Source organism: Stenotrophomonas rhizophila (assembly GCF_001704155.1).
In the GTDB taxonomy this organism is placed as follows: domain Bacteria; phylum Pseudomonadota; class Gammaproteobacteria; order Xanthomonadales; family Xanthomonadaceae; genus Stenotrophomonas; species Stenotrophomonas rhizophila_A.
The window spans coordinates 4,024,804-4,049,544 of the sequence record NZ_CP016294.1 but is presented as its reverse complement, the minus strand read 5'-3'; the positions used below and the strand labels follow the sequence as shown (position 1 = coordinate 4,049,544).

Annotated in this window: 20 protein-coding genes; 10 read left to right on the top strand and 10 right to left on the bottom strand. The window is 66.5% G+C overall.

Annotated elements, in window-relative coordinates:
- The first annotated feature begins 90 nt into the window (after positions 1 to 90).
- Positions 91 to 1,521, top strand: coding sequence for a short-chain fatty acid transporter (locus BAY15_RS18000; protein ID WP_208856116.1), 1,431 nt, complete (start codon positions 91 to 93; stop codon positions 1,519 to 1,521).
- Here BAY15_RS18000 and BAY15_RS17995 read toward each other — a convergent pair.
- The 3 genes from BAY15_RS17995 to BAY15_RS17985 all read right to left on the bottom strand — a co-directional run bounded on the left by BAY15_RS17995 (position 1,497) and on the right by BAY15_RS17985 (position 6,939).
- On the bottom strand, positions 1,497 to 4,358 hold the full coding sequence (locus BAY15_RS17995) for a type I restriction endonuclease (protein WP_068854341.1): 2,862 nt from the start codon (positions 4,356 to 4,358) through the stop codon (positions 1,497 to 1,499). The two genes, BAY15_RS18000 and BAY15_RS17995, sit on opposite strands and share 25 nt — an antisense overlap.
- A gap of 218 nt (positions 4,359 to 4,576) precedes the next feature.
- Complete coding sequence (locus tag BAY15_RS17990; RefSeq protein ID WP_068854340.1) at positions 4,577 to 6,046, bottom strand: N-6 DNA methylase; 1,470 nt, start codon at positions 6,044 to 6,046, stop codon at positions 4,577 to 4,579.
- A complete protein-coding gene (locus BAY15_RS17985; protein WP_237334289.1) occupies positions 6,046 to 6,939 on the bottom strand; it encodes a restriction endonuclease subunit S in 894 nt (297 codons plus the stop codon). The genes BAY15_RS17990 and BAY15_RS17985 overlap by 1 nt, the downstream gene beginning before the upstream one ends.
- A gap of 137 nt (positions 6,940 to 7,076) precedes the next feature.
- Here BAY15_RS17985 and BAY15_RS19415 point away from each other — a divergent pair, with 137 nt between their 5' ends.
- Entirely contained in the window at positions 7,077 to 7,220 is a 144-nt protein-coding gene (locus BAY15_RS19415; RefSeq protein ID WP_167693310.1) for a hypothetical protein, read from the top strand.
- A gap of 50 nt (positions 7,221 to 7,270) precedes the next feature.
- On the opposite strand, the gene BAY15_RS17980 is transcribed toward BAY15_RS19415, so the two are convergent.
- Positions 7,271 to 8,533, bottom strand: a complete 1,263-nt coding sequence (locus tag BAY15_RS17980) for a flavohemoglobin expression-modulating QEGLA motif protein (RefSeq protein WP_208856115.1) — start codon at positions 8,531 to 8,533, stop codon at positions 7,271 to 7,273.
- 186 nt (positions 8,534 to 8,719) lie between these two features.
- Positions 8,720 to 9,397, bottom strand: coding sequence for a hypothetical protein (locus BAY15_RS17975; RefSeq protein ID WP_068854338.1), 678 nt, complete (start codon positions 9,395 to 9,397; stop codon positions 8,720 to 8,722).
- A 255-nt stretch (positions 9,398 to 9,652) separates the two neighbouring features.
- On the opposite strand from BAY15_RS17975, the gene BAY15_RS17970 reads away from it, so the two are divergent.
- The 4 genes from BAY15_RS17970 (at position 9,653) to yidA (ending at position 13,623) form a co-directional block, all read left to right on the top strand.
- On the top strand, positions 9,653 to 10,177 hold the full coding sequence (locus BAY15_RS17970) for a hypothetical protein (RefSeq protein WP_068854337.1): 525 nt from the start codon (positions 9,653 to 9,655) through the stop codon (positions 10,175 to 10,177).
- 15 nt (positions 10,178 to 10,192) lie between these two features.
- Positions 10,193 to 10,753, top strand: coding sequence for a hypothetical protein (locus tag BAY15_RS17965; RefSeq protein ID WP_237334288.1), 561 nt, complete (start codon positions 10,193 to 10,195; stop codon positions 10,751 to 10,753).
- Positions 10,754 to 10,873: 120 nt separating this feature from the next.
- Entirely contained in the window at positions 10,874 to 12,604 is a 1,731-nt protein-coding gene (locus BAY15_RS17960) for a peptidoglycan-binding protein (protein ID WP_068854335.1), read from the top strand.
- 146 nt (positions 12,605 to 12,750) lie between these two features.
- The gene (yidA, locus tag BAY15_RS17955; protein ID WP_068854866.1) at positions 12,751 to 13,623 is read left to right on the top strand and encodes a sugar-phosphatase; all 873 of its coding nucleotides are present in this window, start codon (positions 12,751 to 12,753) and stop codon (positions 13,621 to 13,623) included.
- On the opposite strand, the gene BAY15_RS17950 is transcribed toward yidA, so the two are convergent.
- On the bottom strand, positions 13,584 to 14,294 hold the full coding sequence (locus BAY15_RS17950) for a basic secretory protein-like protein (protein ID WP_068854334.1): 711 nt from the start codon (positions 14,292 to 14,294) through the stop codon (positions 13,584 to 13,586). The genes yidA and BAY15_RS17950 overlap by 40 nt on opposite strands.
- A gap of 236 nt (positions 14,295 to 14,530) precedes the next feature.
- Between BAY15_RS17950 and BAY15_RS17945 the strand changes: the two genes are divergently transcribed.
- Complete coding sequence (locus BAY15_RS17945; protein ID WP_167693309.1) at positions 14,531 to 17,278, top strand: TonB-dependent receptor plug domain-containing protein; 2,748 nt, start codon at positions 14,531 to 14,533, stop codon at positions 17,276 to 17,278.
- Positions 17,279 to 17,421: 143 nt separating this feature from the next.
- Here BAY15_RS17945 and BAY15_RS17940 read toward each other — a convergent pair whose 3' ends face one another.
- Together BAY15_RS17940 and ubiK are read right to left on the bottom strand one after the other, a co-directional pair.
- Complete coding sequence (locus BAY15_RS17940; protein ID WP_068854333.1) at positions 17,422 to 18,924, bottom strand: YifB family Mg chelatase-like AAA ATPase; 1,503 nt, start codon at positions 18,922 to 18,924, stop codon at positions 17,422 to 17,424.
- 11 nt (positions 18,925 to 18,935) lie between these two features.
- Positions 18,936 to 19,205 carry a ubiquinone biosynthesis accessory factor UbiK gene (ubiK, locus tag BAY15_RS17935; RefSeq protein WP_068854332.1) on the bottom strand — a complete coding sequence of 90 codons (270 nt, stop codon included), beginning with the start codon at positions 19,203 to 19,205 and terminating at the stop codon, positions 18,936 to 18,938.
- 171 nt (positions 19,206 to 19,376) lie between these two features.
- Here ubiK and BAY15_RS17930 point away from each other — a divergent pair, with 171 nt between their 5' ends.
- Positions 19,377 to 19,715, top strand: a complete 339-nt coding sequence (locus tag BAY15_RS17930) for a P-II family nitrogen regulator (RefSeq protein ID WP_068854331.1) — start codon at positions 19,377 to 19,379, stop codon at positions 19,713 to 19,715.
- Here BAY15_RS17930 and BAY15_RS17925 read toward each other — a convergent pair.
- Entirely contained in the window at positions 19,712 to 20,359 is a 648-nt protein-coding gene (locus tag BAY15_RS17925; protein WP_068854330.1) for an RIO1 family regulatory kinase/ATPase, read from the bottom strand. The two genes, BAY15_RS17930 and BAY15_RS17925, sit on opposite strands and share 4 nt — an antisense overlap.
- A 456-nt stretch (positions 20,360 to 20,815) precedes the next feature.
- On the opposite strand from BAY15_RS17925, the gene BAY15_RS17920 reads away from it, so the two are divergent.
- Positions 20,816 to 21,721: an aspartyl/asparaginyl beta-hydroxylase domain-containing protein gene (locus tag BAY15_RS17920; RefSeq protein ID WP_068854329.1), complete on the top strand. Its 906-nt coding sequence runs from the start codon at positions 20,816 to 20,818 to the stop codon at positions 21,719 to 21,721.
- 87 nt (positions 21,722 to 21,808) lie between these two features.
- Here BAY15_RS17920 and speE read toward each other — a convergent pair whose 3' ends face one another.
- Complete coding sequence (speE, locus tag BAY15_RS17915; RefSeq protein WP_068854328.1) at positions 21,809 to 22,663, bottom strand: polyamine aminopropyltransferase; 855 nt, start codon at positions 22,661 to 22,663, stop codon at positions 21,809 to 21,811.
- 149 nt (positions 22,664 to 22,812) lie between these two features.
- Here speE and speA point away from each other — a divergent pair, with 149 nt between their 5' ends.
- Complete coding sequence (speA, locus tag BAY15_RS17910; protein ID WP_068854327.1) at positions 22,813 to 24,702, top strand: arginine decarboxylase; 1,890 nt, start codon at positions 22,813 to 22,815, stop codon at positions 24,700 to 24,702.
- Positions 24,703 to 24,741: the final 39 nt, after the last annotated feature.

Sequence of the window (24,741 nt, the reverse complement as noted above, 5' to 3'; positions counted from 1 at the left end):
GTTCGTGACATCGGGTTGCTACCAATAGGTGACTGACAGCCTTGTCCCCCTCCTGCACACTGCCCCCCAATGAACCTGGGAGGGTAGGGCATGGCCAGCACCACATCAGCGCCGGCACGGGACGGCTGGATGGCACGCGCAGCGCTGCGGTCGGCGGCCTGGGCGGAAAAATGGTTTCCCGACGCGTATGTGTTCGCGGTGCTCGGCGTGGTGATCGTGGCAGTGGCCGCCATGAGCTTCGGCGCCACCCCGCAGGCCACCGCCAAAGCGTTCGGCGACGGCTTCTGGAGCCTGATTCCCTTCACCATGCAGATGGCCTTCGTGGTCATCGGCGGATATGCCGTGGCCACCGCCCCGGTGGTGGCGCGCTTCATCGAACTACTGGCGCGGGTGCCGCGCACCGGCCGGGGCGCGGTGGTGTACGTGGGCCTGATCAGCATGCTGGCCTCGCTGCTCAGCTGGGGCTTTTCGCTGGTGTTCGGCGGGCTGCTGGTACGTGCACTGGCGCGCCGCCAGGAACTGCAGATGGATTACCGCGCCGCCGGCGCCTCGGCCTACCTGGGCCTGGGCGCGGTGTGGGCGATGGGCCTGAGCTCCTCGGCCGCCCAACTGCAGGCCAACCCGGCCAGCATGCCGCCCGGCCTGGTGGAAATCACCGGCGTGCTGCCTTTCACCGAAACCATCTTCCTGTGGCAGTCCATCGCGCTTACCGCCGCGTTGATCCTGGTCTCGCTGCTGATCGCGTGGCTGACCGCCCCCGGTCCAGCCACCGCACGCACCGCCAGCGATTTCGCCGGGGCCGCGCAGGCCGAACCGGAACCGCTGCAGCCGCGCACGCGCGCCGGCGAATGGCTGGAATACAGCCCGCTGCTGACCGTGCTGCTCTCGCTGCTTGCCTTCGGCTGGTTGTTCAGCGAATTCGCCAGCAAGCCGGTGGTGACCGCCATCGCCAACCTCAACACCTACAACTTCCTGTTCATTTCGCTGGGCCTGCTGCTGCACTGGCGGCCGCGCAGCTTCCTCAACGCCGTGGCCAAGGCCGTGCCCAGCACCACCGGCGTGCTGATCCAGTTCCCGCTGTACGGCGGCATCGCGATGATCCTTACCCATGCCGTTGGCAGTGGCGGAGAAACGCTGGCGCATCGGCTCTCCACCGTGTTCGTGCACATCGCCACCACCGACACCTTCGCGCTGGTGATGGGCATCTACTCGGCGGTGCTGGGCTTCTTCGTGCCCTCCGGTGGCGGCAAGTGGATCATCGAAGCGCCCTACGTGATGCAGGCGGCCAACGAACTGCATGCGCACCTGGGCTGGGCGGTGCAGGTCTACAACGCCGCCGAAGCCCTGCCCAACCTGATCAACCCGTTCTGGATGCTGCCGCTGCTGGGCGTGCTGGGGCTGAAGGCGCGGGATATCGTAGGCTTCACCTTCATCCAGTTGCTGGTGCACATCCCGCTGGTGCTGGGCCTGCTGTGGCTGCTTGGCATGACCCTGACCTACGTGCCGCCTGTCATGCCGTGACGCGGCCAGTGCGGTCCGCACAGCACCACCGCGTGCACCACGGCCGCCAGCTGCGGGTCACGCAGGTGGCCGCGCAGCATCTGCTCAAGCCGGTCCCGAACGTACGCATCGAACTGGTGCAGCGGTTGTTGCTGCCCGATGGCGACCAACGCGTCGATGCGGCGACCCAGCTGCTCGTACATTTCTGTGTTCAGCGTGGTGTCGAACAGGCTGCGCAGCACCAACAGGCCGCGCGAGGACGGTGCGTCCGTGTCACCGGCCTGCGGTGGGTCCTCCAGCGCAGGCTCCAGCGCCTGCAACGCGGCAAACCGGGCCTGTGCGGTGCCGAAATCCACCAGCACCTGGCGCAAGGTGGTCCGGCCCCGTTCCACGGCATCAGCGTCCAGCCCACCTGCCTCCAGGCGCTGGCGCAGGCGGGTGTACAGCTGGTTGGCGCTCTGCGCCGCCGTTGGCTCGACCGGCTCGAGGGGACCCAGCAGCTGGTAATCGATCGGCTGCTCACACACCTGCGCGGCCTGCTCGCGCGCCCAGTGGCGCACCCTTCGGTCTTCGGCGTTGAAGCGATCGTCCTCCAGTGCCAGCCGGCTCACCGCATCGCGTAGTAGTGAGAACCGGTGCAGCAGGGCGCGGTACTGTCCGCCCAGCAGCGATGGCTCGCCGGTCAGCGCGGTCTCGGCCGAGATGGCCACCTGCAGCCGCTGCCCGAATGCAGTGACCCGGCCATGCAGCAGGTCGCGCCGGTGCCGGTGCAGGTCGATGTCATCACCATGCGGGCCGATGTCCCAGTCGGGCACGAGGTAATCACGACAGGCGTGGAAGTCCTCGGCGCCATCGGCCGGCAGCAGGCTGTGCAGGCGTTGGCGCTGTATGCCCAATGCCGGATGATTGTCCTGTACCGGTAACGGCAGCCACTCGGACGGCGCCGCCGCCGGGCGGTCGTCGGTGTGGAAATCCACCAGCATGGCGGTGCGCTTGTCGGGATGCGGCGCGTTGATCATGCCCACCGCGCGCAGCCGCTCCGGTGCAGTGAGGGCGCGATCCACATACAGCACGGCCCATCGCGCATCCTGGGTTGCCGGCAGTTCACCATGCGCGATCACCAGTTCCACCTCCGGCGGGATGCGCTCCGAGCCGCGGTCCATGGGCAGGCCGCGGTTGTCGAAGCCCGCCACATGGGTCTTCAACCGCCCATCCACCGCGAGTGCGCGCTGGTAGTCCAACGCCTGGTGGACCGTTCTCACCAGAAGCGCGGCGCGCAGGCCGCGTTCCGCCAGCCGGACCAGATCGTGGAAATGCTGGCTGATGGCGGTGGCGACCTGGGCCACGCGTCGGGAGGGCGAATCCCCCTCGGGCTTCGGGCCGACGTCGCGCCATGCCTGCACCACCACGCCATCGGCGACGGCATGCTCGGGCGGATACTCGTACAGCCTCGGGCCAGGATCCAGACCCGGCACCGGTGCGGTAACCGGTGCGGCCACCAGCGTCAGCCAGGTCGCCTGCGGCAGGCAACGGCGCAGACGACGCAGAAGGACGGGATCGCTGTCCCAGAAATCGGCATCCGCCAGCAGCACGATGTCGTCGTCGGTGGCGGCCATCTCATCATCGGCGTCGGGCAGCCTGGTCCTGCGCGCCCAACCACGCAGGATGCGCAGCGGCACCTCATGCAGCGAGGGACCCCTGCCGGCCAGGAACTCGGTGAGCTGGTCAGCAGGCAGTGGACCAGGCCGCTGGCGCCGGTCCTCGGGGGGCGGTGTGAGCCGGGTCAGTGGCTGAAGCACGCGAATCGGCCTGAACGCCGCATCGGCACGCATGGCCTGCAACAGCCACTGCCGCGTGCGCTGCAGCCCGCTGCCGGTTGCCAGGCACAGCTGCCCGCCGGTACGACGGCCGCTGGCGTCGCGGGTGCTTAGTGCCTGCAGCGCACACTGCACCGCAAAGAACTGGTGGGACCGGACCAGACAGCGTCGGCCGCTGCGGCCCTCTCGCAGGAAATGCCGTATCAGCTGCAGGAACCGGGGCGGCGACAGCACGCCATGCAGTAGTTCGGCATGCGTGGCCCACGGTGGGTCCAGCGGGACATCGGAGAAGGGCAACGCGGCATCGCGCAGCTGGGTCTGCGCGGCCGGGCTCCAGCCATGCTCCCGCCATTTCACCCACGCATGTGAAGGGGTGCCGACAGCGGCATGGCGGCCGCCACGACGGTCCAGGCTAAGCAGCAGCTGCGCGTGCTGCACCGGCGGATTGGTCGGCATGCTGCCCAGGCCGCGCAACAGGTGCCGGATGCCATCCTCTGCGGTTCCCCATCGCTTGTACGCATCGCGCTCCACGCAGGCCAGCACCACCAGGGGAATGCCGTTGACGTAACCGACCAGCTCGCGAACGTGGCCGTCGGACGGATCTCCGGGCGCTGCCAAGCGCAGGTCGGTACGCATCGCGTCAGCCACATCCCAATGGTTGCGTTGCACATGCTCCCAATCGATCAACGGAACCGGGACCGAGATCCGGCGCCCGTTGGGCAATTCCAGTTCGGTATGAACGCCGTGGACCAGCAGCCGGTGCACAGCGCTGCTCGACGCTACCCAATCCAAGCTGTGGCAGCACGTTTCGGCCTCGGCAATGATCCGGTCGAATGAAGTGGGTGAAAGCGCCACGCGCTCGCCTTCCCACTCGTACCGATAGCGACGCAGCCACGGCAGCAGCCGCTTCTCCAGCAATGCGCTGTGATGTTCGCCGCGTAACGCCGCCACCGCACCCTCATCCAGAGGGTTCCAGCCCAGCCGCCGCAGCCAACCCAGTACGGAATCGCGCACACCGAACCTGCTGTGGGGGATGTTCATGCGCGCCCTCCATGTTGTGAACCGAAGACAAGCACGCAGAGAGCGTCGAATTTCTGGCGAATGATGTTCATGGCACCAGTCTGGACGAACGAATGCTGCCGTTGCTGTGTGCATCATTCCGTTTCATGCGTTCGGCGAGCGCAGCGCGTAACGCATTCTCGATGCATATTCCAATCGAGATAGCTTCGGTCAATTGATGAGAGGTTAAAGCAGCGGCTTCAGGTCAGATCCGACAGTTCCCGCTCCAGCGCATCCAGCTCGGCATTCAACGCCGCCTGGAGGGCCACGAAACGCGCGGACAGCTCGGCGCGTTGCGCGCGCAATGTCGCAAGATCCGCAGCGGGGCAGCGGGCCACCGGCTGCACGTAGCGTGCAACACTCAGGTTGCCGCCATTGCGGGCCAGCTCCTCGGAACTGGCCAGATACGCCACGCCGGGTACGGTTCTGCGCTCGCTGCAGAGGCGGTGCAGGGTGCGCGCCGCCTGATCACCAAGCCGCGGACCGCGCTTCCCACGCGTGGCAAGGCCGCGCGCATCGACAAACAGCACGGCGTCATGCCGGCGCGCCTTGCGCAACACCAGCAACGCGGTCGCAACCGACGCACCGGCGAACAGCCGGTCAGGCAGGCCGATCACCATGTCCACCAGGTTCGCGTCCAGCCAGCACTGCCGGATGCGCGCTTCCTCGCCATCGCGGAACAGCACGCCATGCGGCACCACGATCGCCATGCGCCCACGTACCGGTTCCAGCGTGGCCAACATGTGCTGGATGAGCGCGGTGTGCGCCCACTGCCGGGAGGGCACGCCCTGCAGGAAGCGGAAGTAGGGGTCGTGGCTGGCCTGCGCTGGCGCCCACTTCAGCGAAAGCGGCGGGCACGCCAGTGCCACATGGAAGCGCTGCAGCTCGCCGTCCTGCAGCAGCGGTTCCTCCAGCGGGTCGCGGACAAAGAGGCGCGGGGTGTCCGTGCCCTGCAGCAGCAGGCGCAGCCGGGCCACCGCGCACTGCATGGCATCCGGCTCCTGGCCATAAAGTGGGTAGCGGGCGGGGCCTGCCGGCCCAATCGCACTTCCCTCATCGCGCATCCAGCTGGCCGCTGCCCGCAGCACGGCTCCCTGCCGACAGCTGGGGTCGTAGACCGCCTCATCCACGCAGGGGTGGGTGAGCGCAGCCATCAGCCAACTCACCCCTGCGGGCACCTGCGCAGGGAGCAGGGCGTCCACCGCGTCGCCAACGTCCGGGCGGGGTACCCCGCGCTGCTGGCGGAAGTCCAATGCCGGAAGTGCAAGCCGCTCCAGCACCTGCAGCAGCACGGCATCGCGCACCACCGGGTCGTCGGGCAGCGCATCTTCCAGCTTCAACGTCGGGAACAGGCCACCCAGCTTGCGCGGATTGGCCAGGGTGAACACGCGTAGCGCGTTCATCACCCTCAGGCCATTGCCCTCCGCATGGCGTTGCCGGAACAGCGTGTCGAAGCGGGCCTGGAGCGGAACGCTGTAAGGCACGCAGCGCGGCGGCTCGCCCGGCGAGTACGGAATGTCCGGGTTGCCGTAGTACGTGGCGTCGCTCGCCACTTTCAGCAACAGCAACGAGAGGACCAGGAAGGTATCGGCGTCGGGCCGTTTTCCCCCATCGAGCGCGTCGCGGGCGTGGACGAGGGCGGCGAGCGTGGCGGGGACGTTGCACGCCATCACCCTGGCCGCTCGTCCAGAATGTGCGCCGCATAGCGGGCGACCTCCTGGTGCCTTGCGGCGATCATCTGCTCGCAGTGAAGCTTCTCGAGCTGCGCTGCCCGCGCGATGGACACGATGCGTTGCTGGAGGAGCAGGGGCGGCAGCTGCACGCGCAACTCCTCGATGGCTGCCTTGCGGAGGCTCTGCTGACGTGATCCCGCGGATTGCCGGCGCAGGTACTCCTGTGCGCCTTCCTGGTTGAGCTGCCACGCGAGGAAGGCGGGCATGATCCGTTCGTGGTCGCTCACACGGATGACATACAGGTGGGGGCTGCAGACCGTGTCGGCGGGTGGGTTGCACAGCAGCACCGCGAGTGGATGGGCGCCGCGTGCGGCGAGCAGGACGTCGCCCTCCTGGACCCAGTCCGGCGCCTTGCGCGGGTGCAGCCGCGTACGCAGCAGATCGCACGGATTGTGCACGCCCGATGCGCTCAGGTTCTTCAACTGGATCACGCGGACCGGCCCATCCGGGAAGGCGGTGATTGCACCCCGGAACGGATGTCCCTGGCGGATGCTGGCGATGTCCGAGAGCTTCGTACTGCGACGATGATTGTTCATGGGGCGAACCATGCGCGGCAGGAATTCGCACGTCAAATGTGCGTTTTGCACCATTCGGAATGATGCAGCGGGACCCCTGAAAAGTGATACCTGCACCGCAAACTTCCAGAGGCGCAGCGTTTGATTCCACGCATATGGGTAGGCCGGATCAATCGCGAAAAACAGGTTGCGCAAATCATCGCGTCTGGGGTCGTCGCAACGGCCCACATTCATCGTGCTGACTACGCTTTCCTTCACGTCGGGAATATCAGGATTCCGTCTTCGCATAAGCAATGTGGTGGCGGCAGAAAGCATTGAAATACAAGCGGATTGCCGAAGTCGACGCCCACGGATTGACAATTCTGTCTGCAAATTGCCACATGGTTTTAACGAGCCCCTGCACACGATTGCCTCGACCGCGGCATACCGCTCGCGGCATCCGGAGACCCGTCATGGCCCAGCAGCGCAATCAGAGTTCCCAGAACCAGCGTGGTGAGCAGCAGGAGCGCGGACGCGACCAGCAGCAGCAACAGCAGCAGGAACAGCAGCAGCGCAACCAGAATCAGCAGCAGGGCTGGAAGGACGAGGAAGAGTGACGGCTGGCTGTACTGCCGAACCATGAGGGCCCCGCTTCGGCGGGGCCTTTCTATTGCGCGTCAGCGAGTGCAGCGCCGGCCATCAGTTCATCCTCCACCGCGGAGAACCGCTGCAGGTCGAACGTATCCAGCCGCATCGCCTGCGCGGCCGTGGAGAACGCCAGCGTCGCCAGCACCCGCTCGGGATGCTGTGCCCACGGGGGTACATAACGTGGCGCTGCAATCAGCCCGCTGTCCCGGTAAGGGGCCAGGGTGACCAGGTCACCCAGATCAACCCGCCCACAGAACAGCAGCCGCAGCGTGTCGCCGCGGTTCTCGTGCAGGGCGCGCTTGATGAAAGCGGTCACCAGCAGCAGCCCTTCCAGGTAGGCGCCATCCTTGGTGAAGCACACCCGCCCGCGTACATCACCGCCCCGGAAGATGCGGGCCGCACTGCGGTAGCTGTCCACCTCCGATTGCCCGGCAGCGAGGAACGCGCGGAACACCTCGATGAAGTCCGCGCCCTCCAGGGCTTCCTGCAACCGCACCACCCGCAATGCCAGCCGGCGCAGGCGGTTGATGTCCATCGCCCCGGTGATGATCTCCGAGAACGTGGCCAGCCCCTCCTGCGTGCGCGTGGTGCGGGGCGCACCCGCGCCGAGGCAGCGCAGCCACGGCTGGTGCTTGCCGTTGAGCAGGGTGGCCGAGTGGATGAAGGCCTCATGCTCGACCAGCTGGTCCAGATCCAGCTGCGAGAACAACGCATCGGCGCGCAGGCGGATCACCTTGCTGCCGGCGGCGGCCTTGGAGGCCAGCTCGGTATCCAGCACTACTTTCACTTCGTCGTCGGTGAAGAACGGCTCGATGCGCTGGCGCAGCAGCATGGAGAAGTCCGGCGCTGGAATGTCGTACTGGATGCGCGGCACGTACTGCGAGCCGATCAGCTGGTCGGTGATGGCCAGCATCTGCGCGGCCGACTGCGCGGTGGTGGTGGTCTGCGAGCGGTACCGGGTGCTGGGCTGGCCGTACAGCAGCGTGGAGCACGCGGTGAAGCGCGGGTTGCCGATGTTGGCCAGCATGCTGGCGGCCACGCGGTAGCTCCACGCGGTGCGGTACAGCCAGTCGCCCACGGGATGGCCCCGATCCAGGTGCTGCAGGATGTCGTCCAGCGCCGCAATGGTGTCGGTGTGGTCAACCGGCTGGGTCGGCGGGGCCGGCATCTCCGGCGCTCCGGCGCGCCAGGAGGCGAGGAAGCGGGTTTCCATCTCGATCGGCCACGCCAGCCCGGACAGCACGCGGATCCTGTTGCCAAGCTTGGCCAGCCGCGCATCCACTTCCAGTAAAGGCGCAAGCGCAGGGTCCGCCTGGGTTGGGTCGGGGCAGGAGGGGGACGTGACCTTTTCCACGGCGGTACCCTGGCTTGAGCACCCTCCCACTGTGTTGGGAGCGGGCTGCCCCGGCAACCGCGCTTCTACCTGCCGGAAGGCAGCAAATGTACTGGGCGCAGGTGAATGGGGCGATCAGGCTGGCGCGTGCGCGCGCAGGTGCCAGCCCTGCGCCGGGTCGTCCAGCGCGCCCGCCGCCACGTCGCCCAGCGTCACCACGATGCCCCGGGCGTTGGGCAGCACCTTCTCCTCCGGAAACCAGCGGCGGGTGGCATCCACCACGATCAGCAGGCCCTCGTCATCGCCCAGCGCAGCGAAGTGCGGTACGGGTGGGCTGAGGTAGCCCAGCCCGAATGCCGCTTCGGCGCGGGCAGACAGCGCGGCCACGTCGGCCGTAGGCAGCCCGACCTCGCTCACGCAGGTCAGCTCGCTGCCGTGGAACGCCCCGACCCGCCCGGACGCAGGCAGCCGGCGCCGCCCGATCAGTTCCAGGATCAGCCCATCGGGGCCATCGAAGTAGATGGACTCCGACTCCCAGCGACCGCCGAAGGTGAAGTGCGCCTCGCCCTTCGCATTGCGCTGCAGCGGCGTGCGCGCCAGCAGCCAAGCGGTGGAGGCCTCGAAACGATCGGCCGGCACATTGAAGGCCAGGTGCACGCCGCCGACCGGGTCGCTGCCTGCCGGGCGCAGTTGCACGCCGGTCCAGCCGATCCGCACCACGTCGTCCTGCACCGGCAGCTGCAGCACTTCTGCGAAGTAGGCGCCCACCTGTGCAACGTCGGAAACGGGAAGCTGGAGCGTATGGATGCGCATGGAACCAGGCACCGAAAGGAGGAGGTGATGTCAAAAGGCTGACATCGCCGGCTGGGAGAATGGATCCTTGGCCCTTACAATGTGATGAGCTTCACGTTAACTACGTGCGTTTCATCACGCATGTCGTCACCGCCCGGGTCCGTGGGCGGGATGTGAACGCCATGGCATTGGCGCGCCGCTATGCTACGCCCCCCGGCGTAGTGTGATGCGCGCCACGACACGAATCAGGAGGATCCGTTGTCCCATCATCGTCCCATGACGCTGCTCGCCCTGTCGCTGAGCATCCTGCTGGCCGCGTGCAAGCCCGACGCCGCCCCGACCGCTCCGGCGGATCCCGCCGCACCCGTCGCCGCAGCACCTGCTGCCGCCCCGGCCGCCGCACCCGCCACTGCCGAGCCCACCGCAGCGGCCACTGCCGCCGATGCCTCCGCCACCTGCGAACTGGCCAACTTCGATGCGTTCCTGCCGGAGTTCGGCAGGAAGATCGCCCTGCAGGAGAAGTCGGTAGCCGACCCGCTGTTGAGCGAACGCTACGACACCGAAGGGCAGGGCGAGCCCACCCTGGTCACCGAGAAGGTCCCGCTCAGCGAGGTCACCTGGCCGGTTATGCCCAACCCCTCGGGCCTGAAGGCCGTGGGCCGCGAGATGCAGGTAACCAAAGAGGCCGATGGCAGCATGAAGGTGCTGATCCGCACGCCCGATACCAGCAACCAGCAGTCGTACTACTTTGCCCAGCGCCCGTGCTGGCAGCTGGTGCGCATGGCCGATGAGTCGATCTGATCCAGGGAGCGGGTGATGTCCACACTGCGTTTCGTTCCGACTGCCGCACTGGCGTTGTTGCTGGCTGCGTGCAATGCACCCACCGGGGAGGGCGGCACCGCCGCCACTCCGGAAACCGCCGCCGCGCCTGCGGTCGCAGCGGCGACTACCCCTTCACCCACACCGCAGGAAGAGAAAGGCATGCACAAGGAATGCCCAGGTGCCACGCTGCACCTGACCGCGTTGCCGACCAAGGACGGCGACACCACCCGCACCCGCCTGGAGATCGAGAAGGACGGCCAGCGCCGTGCCATCGAGACCCCGGCAGAGCTGGGTGACTACACCGCTGTTGGCCTGGCCTGCGCTGAAGACAAGCAGGGCGCTTCGTATTTCGTGGTGCAGTACGGCGAACTGCCGTTCGGCTGCGCGTTCTGCGAATGGTTCACGCTGTACGACGCCGATGGCAAGCAGCTGACCCACAACACCCCGCCCCTGCGCGGCGAAGCCGATGCGCAGTCGCCCAACAACGACGAGTATTCGCAGCTGATCGCCAAGCTCGGCATCACTCACCCGGAGGTGGATTACATCGAAGACTGAGCAGTACATCGACAAGACGTCGATGCGCGTTGCCCGGACACGATGTCCGGTAGGTATCGACCGTTGGTCGATACACCCCTTTAAGGAAAGCCCCTTTCTCATAGAATGGATAGCACAGACATGCCTGATGACATCTACACCAACATGGTGCAGCCGCCTGGCGCGGCATACCGCAGCAACCAGATCGAATCGTGGAGCCACTACCGCGAACCGATCGACGAAAGCCGCGCGCTGCACGGCCAATCGCGCCGCTGGGGCGATGCCTCCCCCGAAGTACAGTCGCGTGTGATCGACTCGCTGATCGAGTCCTCGCGCGAAGCCGGCCTGACCCCGCGCGAAACCGCGTATGTGCTGGCGATCGCCCGCGTCGAATCCGGCTTCAACCCGGATGCCGCTGCTGGCACCACCTCGGCCTCCGGCCTGGGCCAGTTCATCGACCGCACCGGCAAGCACTACGGCCTGAACAACGCCAACCGCTTCGACGTCGACGCACAGTCCGACGCGCTGGTGGCGCACTTCGTCGACAACCGCAACCTGGCACGCGACCGTGGCCAGGGCGAAGACTACATCTACAAGTACCACCACGATGGCCCGACCAAGGACTACGGCGGTCTCGGCCTGTCGCAGCGCAAGGTCGCGCCGCACCTGGATGAGTACGAACAGTTCGTCAACCAGCGCCTGAGCCAGACCCAGGTGCAGGCACCGGCCCAGCAGCATGCCGTTGCGGGCGCCGCCGCTGCCGTGGCCGGCGCTGCCGCTGTTGGCGCCGCTGCCACCCAGGCGCGCTCCTACGAGCACACCATGCAGGTGATGCTGCCGCCGCAGAACGGCGTCAAGCCGCACATCACCGGCCACTTCGGTGAGCACCGTGGCGAGAAGAGCCATGGCGGCAGCGACTTCAACTACGTCGGTGGCCAGACCGGCCGCAACCTGCAGCACCCGACCATCCACGCGCCGATCGCCGGCACCGTGACCTCGGTAGGCGGCAAGTACGGCACGGTGATGATCCAGGACGCGCAGGGCAACTCGCACCAGATCCTGCACATGCAGGACACCAAGGTGAAGGTCGGGCAGCACGTGGAGCCGGGCGACCCGATCGGCACCATGGGCGGCCGCGGCCCGCAGGGCGCCAACCAGTACGCCCAGCACGTGCATTACCAGATGAAGGATCCGGCCGGGAAGCTGATCAACCCGGAGACCTACTGGAACAAGGGCCTCCAGCAGGAAGCGGGCAAGCACGGGCATGCGCACGACCATGACCACGCGCCGGCCGGCACCCTGCGCAAGGGTGACCGCAGCGACGAGGTGACCAAGCTGCAGGAAGAGCTGAACCGTCTGGGCGTGCGCGATGCCAACGGCAACCGCCTGTCCGAAGACGGCAAGTTCGGCGACAACACCCGCGAAGCGGTGCAGGCCTTCCAGAAGCAGCAGGGCCTGAAGGACGACGGCATCGTGGGCCGGGAGACCTTCGGCAAGCTGGCCGCCACCCAGGCGCAGGGGGCGGAAACCCGCACCGCCACTGGCCCGCAGCTGGGCGAGAAGGGCCACGCGGACACGCCGCTGCACAACGCGATCCGTGGCCAGCTGCCTGCCGCCATCTCCAACGAAGCGGCGGCCAACGTCACCCTGCAGGCCAAGCAGGCCGGCATTGATTCGCCGGAGAAGCTGCAGAGCGTGACCGTGCAGGATGGCAAGGCGTTCGTGATGGGCACCACCCCGGGCTACCGCACCGCGGTGGACCTGAGCGAGGCGCCGTCGCTGGAGCACACCAACGCCCAACTGCAGAGCAACAACGCCAGCCAGCAGCAACAGGTGCAGGAAGAGCAGCAGAAGGTGGCGATGGGCCGCTGAGCCCGCCGTCGTCTGCGCAACAGCGTGTGTGGTATGGAGGCCAGCCGGGGCAACCCGGCTGGCCTTTTCTTTGCCGGGGCGCCCCTGGCTTAAACTACCCTGCGGCTGCATCGCAGCGTTTCTGGCAGTGAACGAGGTTGATCGAGATGGAGATGGGACGCCGCCAGCCGGCCATTGAACTGGTGGCCATCGATATGGATGGCACGCTGCTGGACCCGGCGCACAAGCTCACCCCGCGCGTGAAGCAGGCCATCGCCCGCGCACGGGCGCAGGGCGTGCGGATCGTGTTGACCAGCGGGCGCCCGGTGTCCGGCCTTGCCCCGTTCCTGGAGGAGCTGGACATCAATGGCGCGGACGACTACTGCATCGCCTGCAATGGCGGGCTGGTCACCCGCGTTGCCACTGGCGAGGTGGTGGTCGAATACCCGCTCAGCTTCGCTGATTTCCTGTTCTGCGAGCAGGTGGCGCGCGAGCTGGGCGTGCACTTCCAGGCACTGGATGGCGAACGGCTGTACACGCCCAACCGCGACATCAGCATCTACACCGTGGCCGATTCGCACCTGTCACGCGTGCCGTTGTCCTATCGCAGCGTGGAAGAAATGGACCCGGCGATGTCCTTCATCAAACTGATGATGGTCGACGAACCGCAGATCCTGGACGCTGTCATCCCGCGCCTGCCATCGGCGCTGACCGAACGCTTCGCCGTGCTCAAGAGCGCGGCATTCTTCCTCGAAGTGTTCGACCACCGCGCTGGCAAGGGCCCAAGCCTGCAGAAGCTGGCCGAGCACCTGGGCATCGACCGCATGCAGGTAATGGCCATCGGCGACCAGGAAAACGACCTGACCATGCTTCAGTACGCCGGCACCAGCGTGGCGATGGGCAACGCGGTGGACATCGTCAAGTCGACCGCGCTGCATCAGACCACCACCAATTCCGAAGACGGCGTGGCCCTGGCCATCGAGCGTTTCGTGCTACGGGATCAAGCGCCGCGCGCGCCATTACCCTGCTGCGCAACATAAGCCTCCCACAGCGCGGCCAGGTCTTCGCCGGTGTGCGCCTTCCACAACGCCGGCGTATAGGTGCCCTTGCGCAGCGCCGCATCCAGCGCCTTCACCAACCCCGGGTGCCCGGCCTCGCTCCACTTCAGGAACGCACCGGTAACGCGGTAGCCGGTGTCCACCTTGTGCTCCGGCTTGACCTGCGAAGGCAGCGCCCAGCCGCCAGCAGCGTTGTCCACGCCGTAATGGTCGCGGGCATAGTCGGCGATGCCTTCGACCAACCAGGAAGGCGCCTGTTCGCTGGCATAGCCCGGGTAGCCCTGCACGATGTGCATGGCCTCATGGGTTACCAGGTCGGTGTCGTTGGGATGTTTCTCCAACCAGCGCGGGTTGATGGTGATGGTGGCCGACTTCTCCTTCTCACCTACATACGCAACCCCGTCGTACGACGGGTCCATGACGATACGCACGCTGGACGGCGCAGCGGGATGGTAATCGCGGCGTTCGCGCGGATACGTGGCGAAGAAGGTGGCGATGATGCGGTCACGCACGGCAGCAACCGTTGATCCGCTCTGGTCCTGGTAGGTCAGGGTGACGCCATCGCGCGTCTGTTGGATTTCCGCAGCGTGTGCGGCGGGAAACGCGAGGGTTGCAGCAACGACAGGGACGATCAGGCAACGGCGCAGACGCATACGCGGCACTCCAGGACGTGATGGGCAACCGCGCTGATCCTGCAACACGGCCACGGCCGCCCGCAAGTGCCATTTCGTTCGATCTAAGCGCTTGGAAATGGTTTCATTTCAAATTGTTGACAATTCATTTAGATCGATCTAGAAAAGCTGCACCCCACGCCCCACGGAAGCCCCTGCACCCCCAACTCTCCTGCGCCGATGCGGTGCCGGGAGACCTTGTACTGGAGATCTGCAAGATGAAGCGCACGTTGCTGTCGTTGCTGGTGTCATCCGTACTGCTCCACCCCCTGGCCGCACAGGCACAGGCGTCCCCCTCCGACGAAGAAGGCGCCACGCCGGCCACCCGTCAGCTGGATACGGTGAACGTCACCGGCTCGCTGATTCCCCGCGCGCAGATCGAAGGGCCTTCGCCGGTGACCACCATCACGGCCGAGGAAATCGAGGCACAGGGCTTCACCACGGTGTTCGATGCGCTGCGCTCGCTGCCGATGGCCAACGGCTCGGTGCAGGACTCGCAGGGCACCGGCTTCTATACCCCGGGCGCAAAGACCGTCAGCCTGTTCGGGCTGGACCCGAGCTACACGCTTACGCTGCTCAACGGGCGGCCGCTCAACAGCTATCCGCTTGCCTACAACGGCAACACCAGCATCGTGGACATCGCCAACATTCCGCTGGGCATGGTGGAACGCATCGACGTGCTCACCGGTGGGCAGTCGTCGGTGTACGGCTCGTCGGCCGTGGCGGGCGTGATCAACATCGTGCTGAAGGACAAGGTGGAAGGCACCCATTTCCGCTACCGTGCTGGCGGCTACAGCGATGGTGGCGGATCCAGCCAGCGCTTCATCTTCAGCAGCGGCCATTCCTTCGGCAACCTGGACCTCAGCTACGGGCTGGAATACACCAAGCAGAAGCCCATCTTCGCCTCCGACCGCAGCTACATCGACAGCGTCAACGACAGCCCGACCGGGCCGCAGGACCCCTCGCGCACCTTCCTGCGCATGCAGATGTCCCCCAACGGCTACATCGACCCTGGCCAGGCCGCCTGCGCCCCCCTGTCCTACCTGTTCGGTGGCAGCACCACCTACGCGCATCGCAACGCGGCAGGCACCGGCTTCTACTGCGGCAGCCCGGACAACGTCGGCACCGCCACGCTCTACAACAAGAGCGAGGACGTCAACGCCACCACCTTCCTGCGCTACCACCTCAGCGAAACCACCGAGCTGTACTCGGACATCCTCTTCAGCTTCGGCCGGCCCACCTATTCCGGCGGCAGCCCGTTCTGGAACAAGACCTTCTACAACCAGACCACCGGCAACTACGAGCAGTGGCAGCGCATCTACGCGCCCGAAGAAGTCGGCATGGACGCGAAGGACCAGCGCGTCTATACCCGCTCGTGGAACATCACCGCCGGTGCACGCGGCGGGCTGGGCGACACCGGCTTCGATTACGACGTTTACGTGAACCGCTCCAGCACCGACGTCACCCGCAAGTCCACCGACTTCCTGGCCAGGGGCGGTATTGACGATTACTACCTTGGCCCGCAGCTGGGCACGGTCAACGGCTACGAAGCCTATGCGCCGAACCTGGACGTGCTGTACCAGCCGCTCACCCGCGCGCAGTACGACCAGTTCAGCGGCACCAACCGCGCCGCGTCTTCGGCGTCGCGGACCGGTGTGACCGCGCTGGTGACCAATACGTCGTTGTTCGGCCTGCCGGCCGGCGATGTCGGCTTTGCGATGATCCTGCAGGGCACCCGCGAGAAGTTCTTCAACCAGTCGGCCGATCCCAATGCCGCCGAGCTGTTCCGTGGCCAGACCGCAGGGACCTCGGCCGAAGGCCAGCGTGACCTGTATGCGGTGGGCGCCGAACTGCAGGTGCCGATCTTCGACACGTTCAGCGCCAACCTGTCGGGACGCTACGACAAGTACTCCCTGCAGGGCGGCGGTGGCAACGGCAAGGCGACCTGGAAGCTCGGCCTGGAATATCGCCCGATCGATTCCCTGCTGCTGCGCGGCAGCTATGCCACCGCCTTCCGCTCGCCGGACATGTTCTACCTGTATTCGCGCGAGAGCAGCGGCTATACCACCAACGTGGACACCTTCCTGTGCCGCAGCGCAGGCTACACCTCCGAAAACTTCGACGAGTGCCCGCAGGCATCGCTGTCGGTGCTGTCCTCCAGCACTGGCAACCGCGACCTCAAGGACATCACGGCGGAAACCTTCACCTATGGCGTGGTGTGGTCGGCGCTGGACAATGCCCTGAACCTGTCGCTGGACTACAACTCGGTGAAGATCGAGAACGAAGTGTCCATCCTGGGCACCGACAGCATCCTCGCCACCGAGGCCAACTGCCGCCTGGGGACGTCCGAGAACGGCGACGTGGCATTCGACATCAACTCGCCAACTTGTCGCCAGGTCCTGGCCCAGGTGCAGCGCCTGCCGGCCACCGACCCGCTCAATCCCAACGGCGTATCCAAGGTCTTCTCCTATCCGATCAACCTGGCCAAGCAGCGCCAGACCGGCATCCAGGCATCGGGCGACTACCGCTGGAGCGCCGGGCGGGCAGGTGATTTCGGCGTGACCGCAGGCTACTACCGGCCGCTGAAGCACGAGCTGCAGCAGCAGGAAGGCGACCCGGTCTACGACATGCTCTGCTGTGGCTATTCCAATGAGCTGCAGTACCGCGCAACGCTGGGCGTGAACTGGAACATCGGTGCCTTCAGCACCAACGTGTACGGCGTGCGCAACGCCCGGACCTGGAATGCCACCGGCGAGGAACGCAACATCGGCCCGTGGACGACCTGGAACGCCACGCTCAACTACCGCATCAACAAGCTGGCCAGCGTGCTGCTGACCGCCAACAACCTCACCAACGAGCGGCCGCCGGTGGACAGCACCAACGGTAACTGGCCGTACTACGACCAGGGCGTCTACAACGCCTTCGGCCGTTCGATGTTCGTCGAGCTGTCGCTGGATTTCCAGTAAGCAGGACCGGATCCAACCCTGCCGCCAAGGCATCGCGACGGCACACGCCCCGCGCGCCTCGACGGTAGGGTTGGTTCCCAAACAACCGCCGACAACGGCGCAACGCCCGGTAACGCATGACCGGCAATGCTGCTGATGGCGAATCAGCCCGCGCTGCCCCGATCCACCTGGCGGTATCCGATGGCCTCGGCCAGATGGGCGGTGGTGATCTTGTCGCAACTGGCCAGATCGGCCACCGTGCGTGCCACGCGCAGGATGCGGTGCATCGAGCGGGCCGAGAGCTGCAGCTGTTCCACGTCTGTTTCCAGCAGGTGCTGGTCGTTGTCGTCCAGGCGGCAGTGCGCATCCAGCTCGGAAGGCAGGAGTTGTGCGTTGGCCTTGTCGCTGCGCTCGAGCTGGACGTTGCGCGCCGTGACCACGCGACTGCGTACCGTGGCGCTGTCTTCGCCGCATGGTGCATCGCTGCGCAGCTCACCCGGCTCCAGCCGTGGCACCACCACATGCAGGTCGATGCGGTCCAGCAGCGGGCCGGAAATGCGCCCGCGATAGCGCTGGATGGCATCGCCGCTGCAGCGGCAGCGACCGCTGCGGTCGCCGGCCCAGCCACACGGGCAGGGGTTCATTGCCGCCACCAGCTGGAAGCGTGAGGGGAAGGCGTGGGTGCGTGCGGCGCGGGCCACCATGACCGTTCCCGATTCCAGCGGTTCGCGTAGCACTTCGAGGGTGTGCCGGCTCCATTCGGGAAGCTCATCCAGAAACAGCACGCCGTTGTGCGCCAGCGAGATCTCACCGGGCCGGGGATACGAGCCGCCGCCGACCAGCGACACGGCGCTGGCGGTGTGGTGGGGCGCGCGGTAGGGGCGGTGACGCCAGCGGGCGGTGTCGATGCCAGCCCCACTGCACGAGGCGATGGTGGCCGTTTCCAGCGCTTCGGCTTCGCTGGCATCGGGCAGGATGCCGGGCAGGCGCGAGGCCAGCAGGGTCTTTCCGCAGCCTGGTGTGCCGAGCAACAACAGGTGGTGCCCACCAGCAGCGGCCACTTCGAGTGCGCGGCGCGCCTGCTGCTGGCCACGCACGTCGCGCAGGTCGGGCACCGCCAGCGGCACCACCGGCGCCGGCACCGCCCGTGGCAGCGAGCGGCTTTCCAGCGAGGCGCACACCTCCAACAAGGTACGGGCTACGCGGACATCCGCATGCTGGGCGAGCGCGGCCTCTGCGCCATTGGCGCTGGCGACAATCAGCGTCCGGCCCAGCTCCGCTGCCGCGATGGCCGCGGGCAGTGCACCGTCCACGCCACGCAGCTCCCCGGTCAGGGCGAGCTCGCCCAGGAATTCATAGTTGGCCAGCAGCTGTCGGTCGATCTGGTCGCTGGCCGCAAGAATGCCCAGCGCGATGGCGAGGTCGAAGCGACCGCCTTCCTTGGGCAGGTCAGCCGGGGCCAGGTTGATCAGGATGCGCCGCTGCGGGTATTCGAACTGGGCACAGACCAGCGCGGCGCGCACCCGGTCGCGCGACTCGCGCACCGCCGCTTCGGGCAGGCCGACGATCTGGGTATGCGGCAAACCGCCGGAGAGGAGGACTTCGATCCGGACCGCGGGCGCGTAGACGCCGGCGCGGGCACGGCTGTGCACCAGCGCCAGGCTCATCGGGTTTCCTTTTACGGGGCCGGGCGCTCGGCCGGCGGTTGAGCAGCGGCTTCCAGCGCGGCCACGGTCTTCTCCAGCGCTTCCAGCTTCTCGCGGGTGCGCAGCAGCACGGCGCGCTGGACGTCGAATTCTTCGCGGGTCACCAGGTCCAGCTTGCCCAGGCCGGCCTGGAGCGCGCTCTTGAAGGTGGCCTGCAGTTCTTCGCGCGACTGGCGCAGCCCCGGTGGGACCATGTCGCTCAGGCGGCGCGCCAGATCATCGAGTTGGTTGAGGTCAATCATGGGGTCTCCGCGTGTGGGGAAATTCTCGGCGTGGCAGGCCGCAACCACCATCAGGCGGGCCAGGCTTCACGGGTAAGGATAATCCGCACCGCAGGGACCGGTGCGAAGCGGGCGCATCGCGTTCACCGGGGGACAGGCGTTATCCTCTGCCGCGAAGACAGGAGCCAACAGATGAAGATGGTCATGGCGGTGCTCAAGCCGTTCAAACTGGATGACGTGCGCGAAGCGCTGGCCGAACGGGGCGTCACCGGGATCACGGTGACCGAGGTCAAGGGTTTCGGGCGCCAGAAGGGGCACACCGAGCTGTACCGGGGCGCCGAGTACGTGGTGGATTTCCTGCCGAAGGTGAAGATCGAGGTGGCAGTCACCGACGGCCAGGTCGACGAGGTGGTGGAAGCCATCGTCAAGGCCGCCGGCACCGGCAAGATCGGCGACGGCAAGGTGTTCGTCTACGACCTGGGCAGCGTGGTGCGGATCCGCACCGGCGAACTGGACGCCGACGCGCTTTAACCCTTGAACCACCGGTAGAAACGCTTCCAGGCCACCCGCACGCTGGCCACCCAGCGCGGGTCGGCCACCTGGGCCGCTTCGGCGGCGCTGGGGCGGGCGCCGGTCAGGCGCTGGCGCATCTTCAGCAGGTTCTTGCGGTCGCTGCGGCGCAGCTGCCGCGATACCGGGTGCACCGGCAGCCAGCGCGGGCTGCGCCAGGCCGAGGTGAAATCCACCAGCACGGGCACGTTTCCGTTCACCATCACGTTGGTGCCGTGCAGGTCGTTATGGGTGATGCCGGCCGCGTGCAGGCGCTCGAGCGCGAACTGCAGCTGCTCGAACACTTCGATGCCCACCGACTGGGCCGCGCTCAGGGTCTGCCCGGGAATGAACTCCATGCCCAGTGCGAGGCCACCGATGGTGCCGAGCAGGGCCGGCGCGTGCTTCCAGCCGGCCAGGCGCTGCAGGATGCGCGCTTCGCGACGGACCAGCAGGCGCGCAATGGGCGACAGCGGGGTGCCGCGGTAGCGGGTGTAGTCCTTGACCACGGCCGGCTGCCCATTGAGGCAGGTGCGGTAGACATCGGGTTCAAGCAGGCGTTCGCCGCGCTTGAGCAGCTCGGCGGGGGCGGTGTCGTCGACACACGAAGCAACGATTGTATTCATGACGTTCTGGGGCGACCCGGCGGTCGGCGCAAAGCGTCAGGCGTACCGGTGCTGCTGAATGGGGGAGGGTGATGATTTCGTTAATTTTAGTACTCGCGAGTACACCAAACCACCCTTTGTCGGAAAAATGTCATAACCGGGGGTGGAACAGTTTGTCGCGTTCACGCGGCGCGCAGCGCCTGGTTCCATGGATAAACATTCAAAATCAATGACTTGCATCTGGTTGGTCGCTGCTTGAGCCGATGCCTCGTTCCCACGGCCGTCGTGAGGCGCGTCGACAGGTGGGCATGAACGTCCCGTCCGACCGGCTTGACCGGGACAGGAAGGGTGCGGACCATAGCGGTGTTGAACACGGCCTGCGCGGCAGCACCGCACCTGACGGCACGTCTCCGTCGCGCCCGGCTCTCCCCCTCTTTTGGCCCGTATGGGCGTCCGGCAGCGGCCGGTGGATGCTTGATGATCAAGATTATTGTGGTGGCCCTGTTCGTGGCATGCGTGCTGTACGTGCACTACCGCGGCAAGGTACGCGCGCGCTGGTCGCGCCAGCTGCTCGACCATTCCAGCTTCATGGCCCCGATCAACGTGGTCATGTACTTTTTCTCGAAGGTGCCGACCACGCCGTTCCTGGATCCGGGCCAGTCGTTCCCGCAGCTGCAGCCGCTGCGCGACAACTGGCAGATGATCCGCGACGAGGCGCTGGCGCTGCGCGATGCGGAAAAGATCGCCGCGTCGAGCAGTTACAACGATGCGGGCTTCAACTCGTTCTTCCGCCGCGGCTGGAAGCGCTTCTACCTGAAGTGGTACGGCCCGTCGCACCCGTCGGCGAAGCAGCTGTGCCCGAAGACCACGGCGTTGCTGGAGTCGATCCCGGACGTGCGCGCGGCAATGTTCGCCCAACTGCCGCCGGGCAGCGAGCTGCGCCCGCACCGCGACCCGTTCGCCGGTTCGCTGCGCCTGCACCTGGGCCTGGCCACGCCGAACGATGACCGCTGCTACATCGAGGTGGACGGCATCCGCAAGAGCTGGCGCGATGGCGAGTGGATGATGTTCGACGAAACCTACATCCACCACGCGCACAACGAGACCGATGCGGACCGGGTGATCCTGTTCTGCGACATCGCCCGCCCGCTGCGATTCGGCCTGCCGGGCCTGTTCAACCGCGCGGTGGCGTCGACGCTGCTGGCCGGCGGCGCCTCGCCGAACTTCCCGGGTGACCCGACCGGCGGAGTCAACAAGGCATTCGGTGGCCTGTACAAGGTGCGGCTGAAGGCCAAGGCGCTGCGCGCCAGGAGCGCGTTCGCCTACCACGCGATCAAGTGGGGGTTGGTGCTGCTGGTGATCGCGGGAATCTGGGCCCTTTGAGGCCTGTATCGACCAGCGGTCGATACCTACCGGAATGAAAAACCCGCGCTGGCGACAGCGCGGGTTTTTTCTTTTCCTGCGGTTCGATCAGCCCTTCAGCGCAGCCTGCACGAATGGGGGGGTGACCAGCACGCCGGTGTGCAGCGCGGCGGTGTAGTACAGGGTGTCGAAGCTCTTCGAGGCCGAATCGGACTGGCGGAAGTCGAAGCTGCTCTGGCCCTTGCGCGCCAGGGTCACGCTCCACCAGCCGGTGGGGTAGCACGGCTGCGGGAACGGCAGGGTCTTGAACGACTGGAAGCCGGCCTTGCCCATCTCGGTGCGCATTTCGTTGATCAGGTCCAGCTGCATCAGCGGCGATTCGGACTGCTGCACCAGGATGCCGTCTTCCTTCAGCGCCTTGAAGCAGCTCTCGTAGAAGGCCTTGTTGAACAGGCCCTCACCCGGGCCGACCGGATCGGTGGAATCGACGATCACCACGTCCACGCTGCCAGCCGGGCAGTTGGCCATGTAGGCCACGCCGTCATCGAACATCAGCTCGGCGCGCGGGTCATCGTTGGAATCGCACAGTTCCGGGAAGTGCTTCTCGGCCATGCGGGTGACCTGCTCGTCGATGTCGCACTGGGTCACGCTCTCCACGCCCGGGTGCTTGAGCACCTCGCGCAGGGTGCCGCAGTCGCCGCCGCCGATGATCACCACGCGCTTGGGGGCGGCGTGGGTGAACAGCACCGGGTGGCTGATCATCTCGTGATAGAAGAAGTTGTCCTTGCTGGTCAACATGATGGCGCCATCGATGGTCATCAGGTTGCCCCAGTCGGTGGTGGCGAAGATCTCGATCTTCTGGAACGGCGACTGCACTTCATCCAGCTTGCCCTTCAGGCGGTAGCCGATGGCCGAGCCGGTGCGCTCGAAATGCTCGATGTACCAGTTGTTGTTGTCAGTCATGGGATAACGGTCCTGTTCGGAGGGGGATGGGGCCGGGCAGGCCCGTTCAGGTTTCAACCTGGGCACGGGCGCGGGCGCGCATGATAACGGAGCTGTCGCCATATAGGCGTTATCATGCACCCCCTTTTTTACCAACCAGGCCGACTGCAATGACCGATTGGTCCCTCGACCAAGCCCGCAAGACCTACTCGATTCCGCATTGGGCGGATGGCTACTTCGACGTGGATCAGGCAGGACACATGGTGGTGAGACCGACTGGCCAGGACGGCCCGGTGGTGTCCCTGCCCAAGGTGGTGGACGCCGCGCGCGCGGCCGGGGCCAAGCTGCCGCTGCTGGTGCGCTTCCCGGACATCCTGGGCCAGCGCCTGGGCAAGCTGCAGGCCGCCTTCGGCCAGGCCCAGGCCGACTGGGACTACGCCGGCGGCTATACGGCGGTGTACCCGATCAAGGTCAACCAGCACCGTGGCGTGGCCGGCACCCTGGCCAGCCACCACGGTGAAGGCTTTGGCCTGGAAGCAGGCAGCAAGCCGGAGCTGATGGCGGTGCTGGCGCTGTCGCGTCCGGGCGGGCTGATCGTCTGCAACGGCTACAAGGACCGCGAGTACATCCGCTTGGCCCTGATCGGCCGCAAGCTGGGCCTGCAGACCTTCATCGTCATCGAAAAGCCCTCCGAGCTGAAGCTGGTGCTGGAGGAAGCCAAGGCCCTGGACGTGAAGCCGGGCCTGGGCGTGCGCATGCGCCTGGCGTCGCTGGGCGCGGGCAAGTGGCAGAACAGCGGCGGCGACAAGGCCAAGTTCGGCCTGTCCCCGCGCCAGCTGCTGGACCTGTGGAAGTCGCTGCGCGACACCGAGTACGCCGACTGCCTGAGCCTGCTGCACTTCCACATGGGCTCGCAGATTTCCAACGTGCGCGATATCGCCAACGGCATGCGCGAAGCCACCCGCTACTTCGTGGAGCTGTCGCGCCTGGGCGCGAAGATCACCCACGTGGACGTGGGCGGCGGGCTGGGCGTGGATTACGAGGGCACCCGTTCGCGCAGCTTCTGCTCGATCAACTACGGGCTGGATTCATATGCCGGCAACATCGTGCAGCCGCTGGCCAATGCCTGCGAAGAGCACGGCCTGACCCCGCCGCGGATCGTCACCGAGTGCGGCCGCGCGATGACCGCGCACCACGCGGTGCTGATCGCCAACGTGTCCGAAGTCGAAGAAGCGCAGGAAGGCCGCGTGCCCGACCAGCACGACGACGAGCCGGCCGCGATCCGCCACCTGCGCGAAATCCATGACGACCTGGACCAGCGCCCGGCGGTGGAGCTGTTCCAGGAAGCGCAGCACTTCCATGCCGAAGGCCTGTCCAGCTATGCGCTGGGCCAGATCGACCTGCCGCAGCGGGCACGCATCGATGACCTGTTCTACGCCATCGCCCATGCCGTGCGTGCACGCCTGAGCTATGACGAGAAGAGCCACCGCCCGGCACTGGATGAGTTGAACGAGCGGCTGGTGGACAAGTACTTCGTCAACTTCAGCGTGTTCGAATCGATTCCCGATGCCTGGGCGATCGACCAGGTGTTCCCGATCGTACCGATCGAGCGCCTGGACGAGCAGCCGCAGCGCCGCGGCATCATCGCCGACATGACCTGCGATTCGGACGGCATGGTCAAGACCTATGTCGAGAACGAGAGCCTGGATACCTCGCTGCCGCTGCATGCGGTACGGCCGGGCGAAAGCTACCGTATCGGCTTCTTCATGGTCGGTGCCTACCAGGAAATCCTGGGCGACATCCACAACCTGTTCGGCGATACCGACGCGGTGGAAGTGCGGGCCGACGCCGATGGTTACGCGATCACCCAGCAGCGGCGCGGCGACACCACCGATGTGATGCTGGACTACGTGGGCTACAGCCTGGCCGACCTGCGCGCCAGCTATGCCGAGCGGGTGGCGGCGGCCAGACTGTCGCCGGAACGCGCGCAGGAGCTGTCCGAGGCGCTGGAGGCGGGCCTGACCGGCTACACCTACCTGTCCGACGAGCCGCTGCTCTGATCGGCGCGCGCCGCTTCAAGGCGCATGGCGCGGCTGTTC

Excerpts from the sequence above, each read along its gene's own strand:
- speA (WP_068854327.1), top strand. The coding sequence starts at position 22,813 with ATGACCGATTGGTCCCTCGACCAAGCCCGCAAGACCTACTCGATTCCG.
- speE (WP_068854328.1), bottom strand. The coding sequence starts at position 22,663 with ATGACTGACAACAACAACTGGTACATCGAGCATTTCGAGCGCACCGGC.
- BAY15_RS17920 (WP_068854329.1), top strand. The coding sequence starts at position 20,816 with ATGATCAAGATTATTGTGGTGGCCCTGTTCGTGGCATGCGTGCTGTAC.
- BAY15_RS17960 (WP_068854335.1), top strand. The coding sequence starts at position 10,874 with ATGCCTGATGACATCTACACCAACATGGTGCAGCCGCCTGGCGCGGCA.
- yidA (WP_068854866.1), top strand. The coding sequence starts at position 12,751 with ATGGAGATGGGACGCCGCCAGCCGGCCATTGAACTGGTGGCCATCGAT.
- BAY15_RS17975 (WP_068854338.1), bottom strand. The coding sequence starts at position 9,397 with ATGCGCATCCATACGCTCCAGCTTCCCGTTTCCGACGTTGCACAGGTG.
- BAY15_RS17995 (WP_068854341.1), bottom strand. The coding sequence starts at position 4,358 with ATGAACATCCCCCACAGCAGGTTCGGTGTGCGCGATTCCGTACTGGGT.
- BAY15_RS17990 (WP_068854340.1), bottom strand. The coding sequence starts at position 6,046 with ATGGCGTGCAACGTCCCCGCCACGCTCGCCGCCCTCGTCCACGCCCGC.
- BAY15_RS17925 (WP_068854330.1), bottom strand. The coding sequence starts at position 20,359 with ATGAATACAATCGTTGCTTCGTGTGTCGACGACACCGCCCCCGCCGAG.
- BAY15_RS17965 (WP_237334288.1), top strand. The coding sequence starts at position 10,193 with ATGTCCACACTGCGTTTCGTTCCGACTGCCGCACTGGCGTTGTTGCTG.
- ubiK (WP_068854332.1), bottom strand. The coding sequence starts at position 19,205 with ATGATTGACCTCAACCAACTCGATGATCTGGCGCGCCGCCTGAGCGAC.
- BAY15_RS17930 (WP_068854331.1), top strand. The coding sequence starts at position 19,377 with ATGAAGATGGTCATGGCGGTGCTCAAGCCGTTCAAACTGGATGACGTG.
- BAY15_RS18000 (WP_208856116.1), top strand. The coding sequence starts at position 91 with ATGGCCAGCACCACATCAGCGCCGGCACGGGACGGCTGGATGGCACGC.
- BAY15_RS17945 (WP_167693309.1), top strand. The coding sequence starts at position 14,531 with ATGAAGCGCACGTTGCTGTCGTTGCTGGTGTCATCCGTACTGCTCCAC.
- BAY15_RS19415 (WP_167693310.1), top strand. The coding sequence starts at position 7,077 with ATGGCCCAGCAGCGCAATCAGAGTTCCCAGAACCAGCGTGGTGAGCAG.
- BAY15_RS17940 (WP_068854333.1), bottom strand. The coding sequence starts at position 18,924 with ATGAGCCTGGCGCTGGTGCACAGCCGTGCCCGCGCCGGCGTCTACGCG.
- BAY15_RS17970 (WP_068854337.1), top strand. The coding sequence starts at position 9,653 with ATGACGCTGCTCGCCCTGTCGCTGAGCATCCTGCTGGCCGCGTGCAAG.
- BAY15_RS17950 (WP_068854334.1), bottom strand. The coding sequence starts at position 14,294 with ATGCGTCTGCGCCGTTGCCTGATCGTCCCTGTCGTTGCTGCAACCCTC.
- BAY15_RS17985 (WP_237334289.1), bottom strand. The coding sequence starts at position 6,939 with ATGCTTTCTGCCGCCACCACATTGCTTATGCGAAGACGGAATCCTGAT.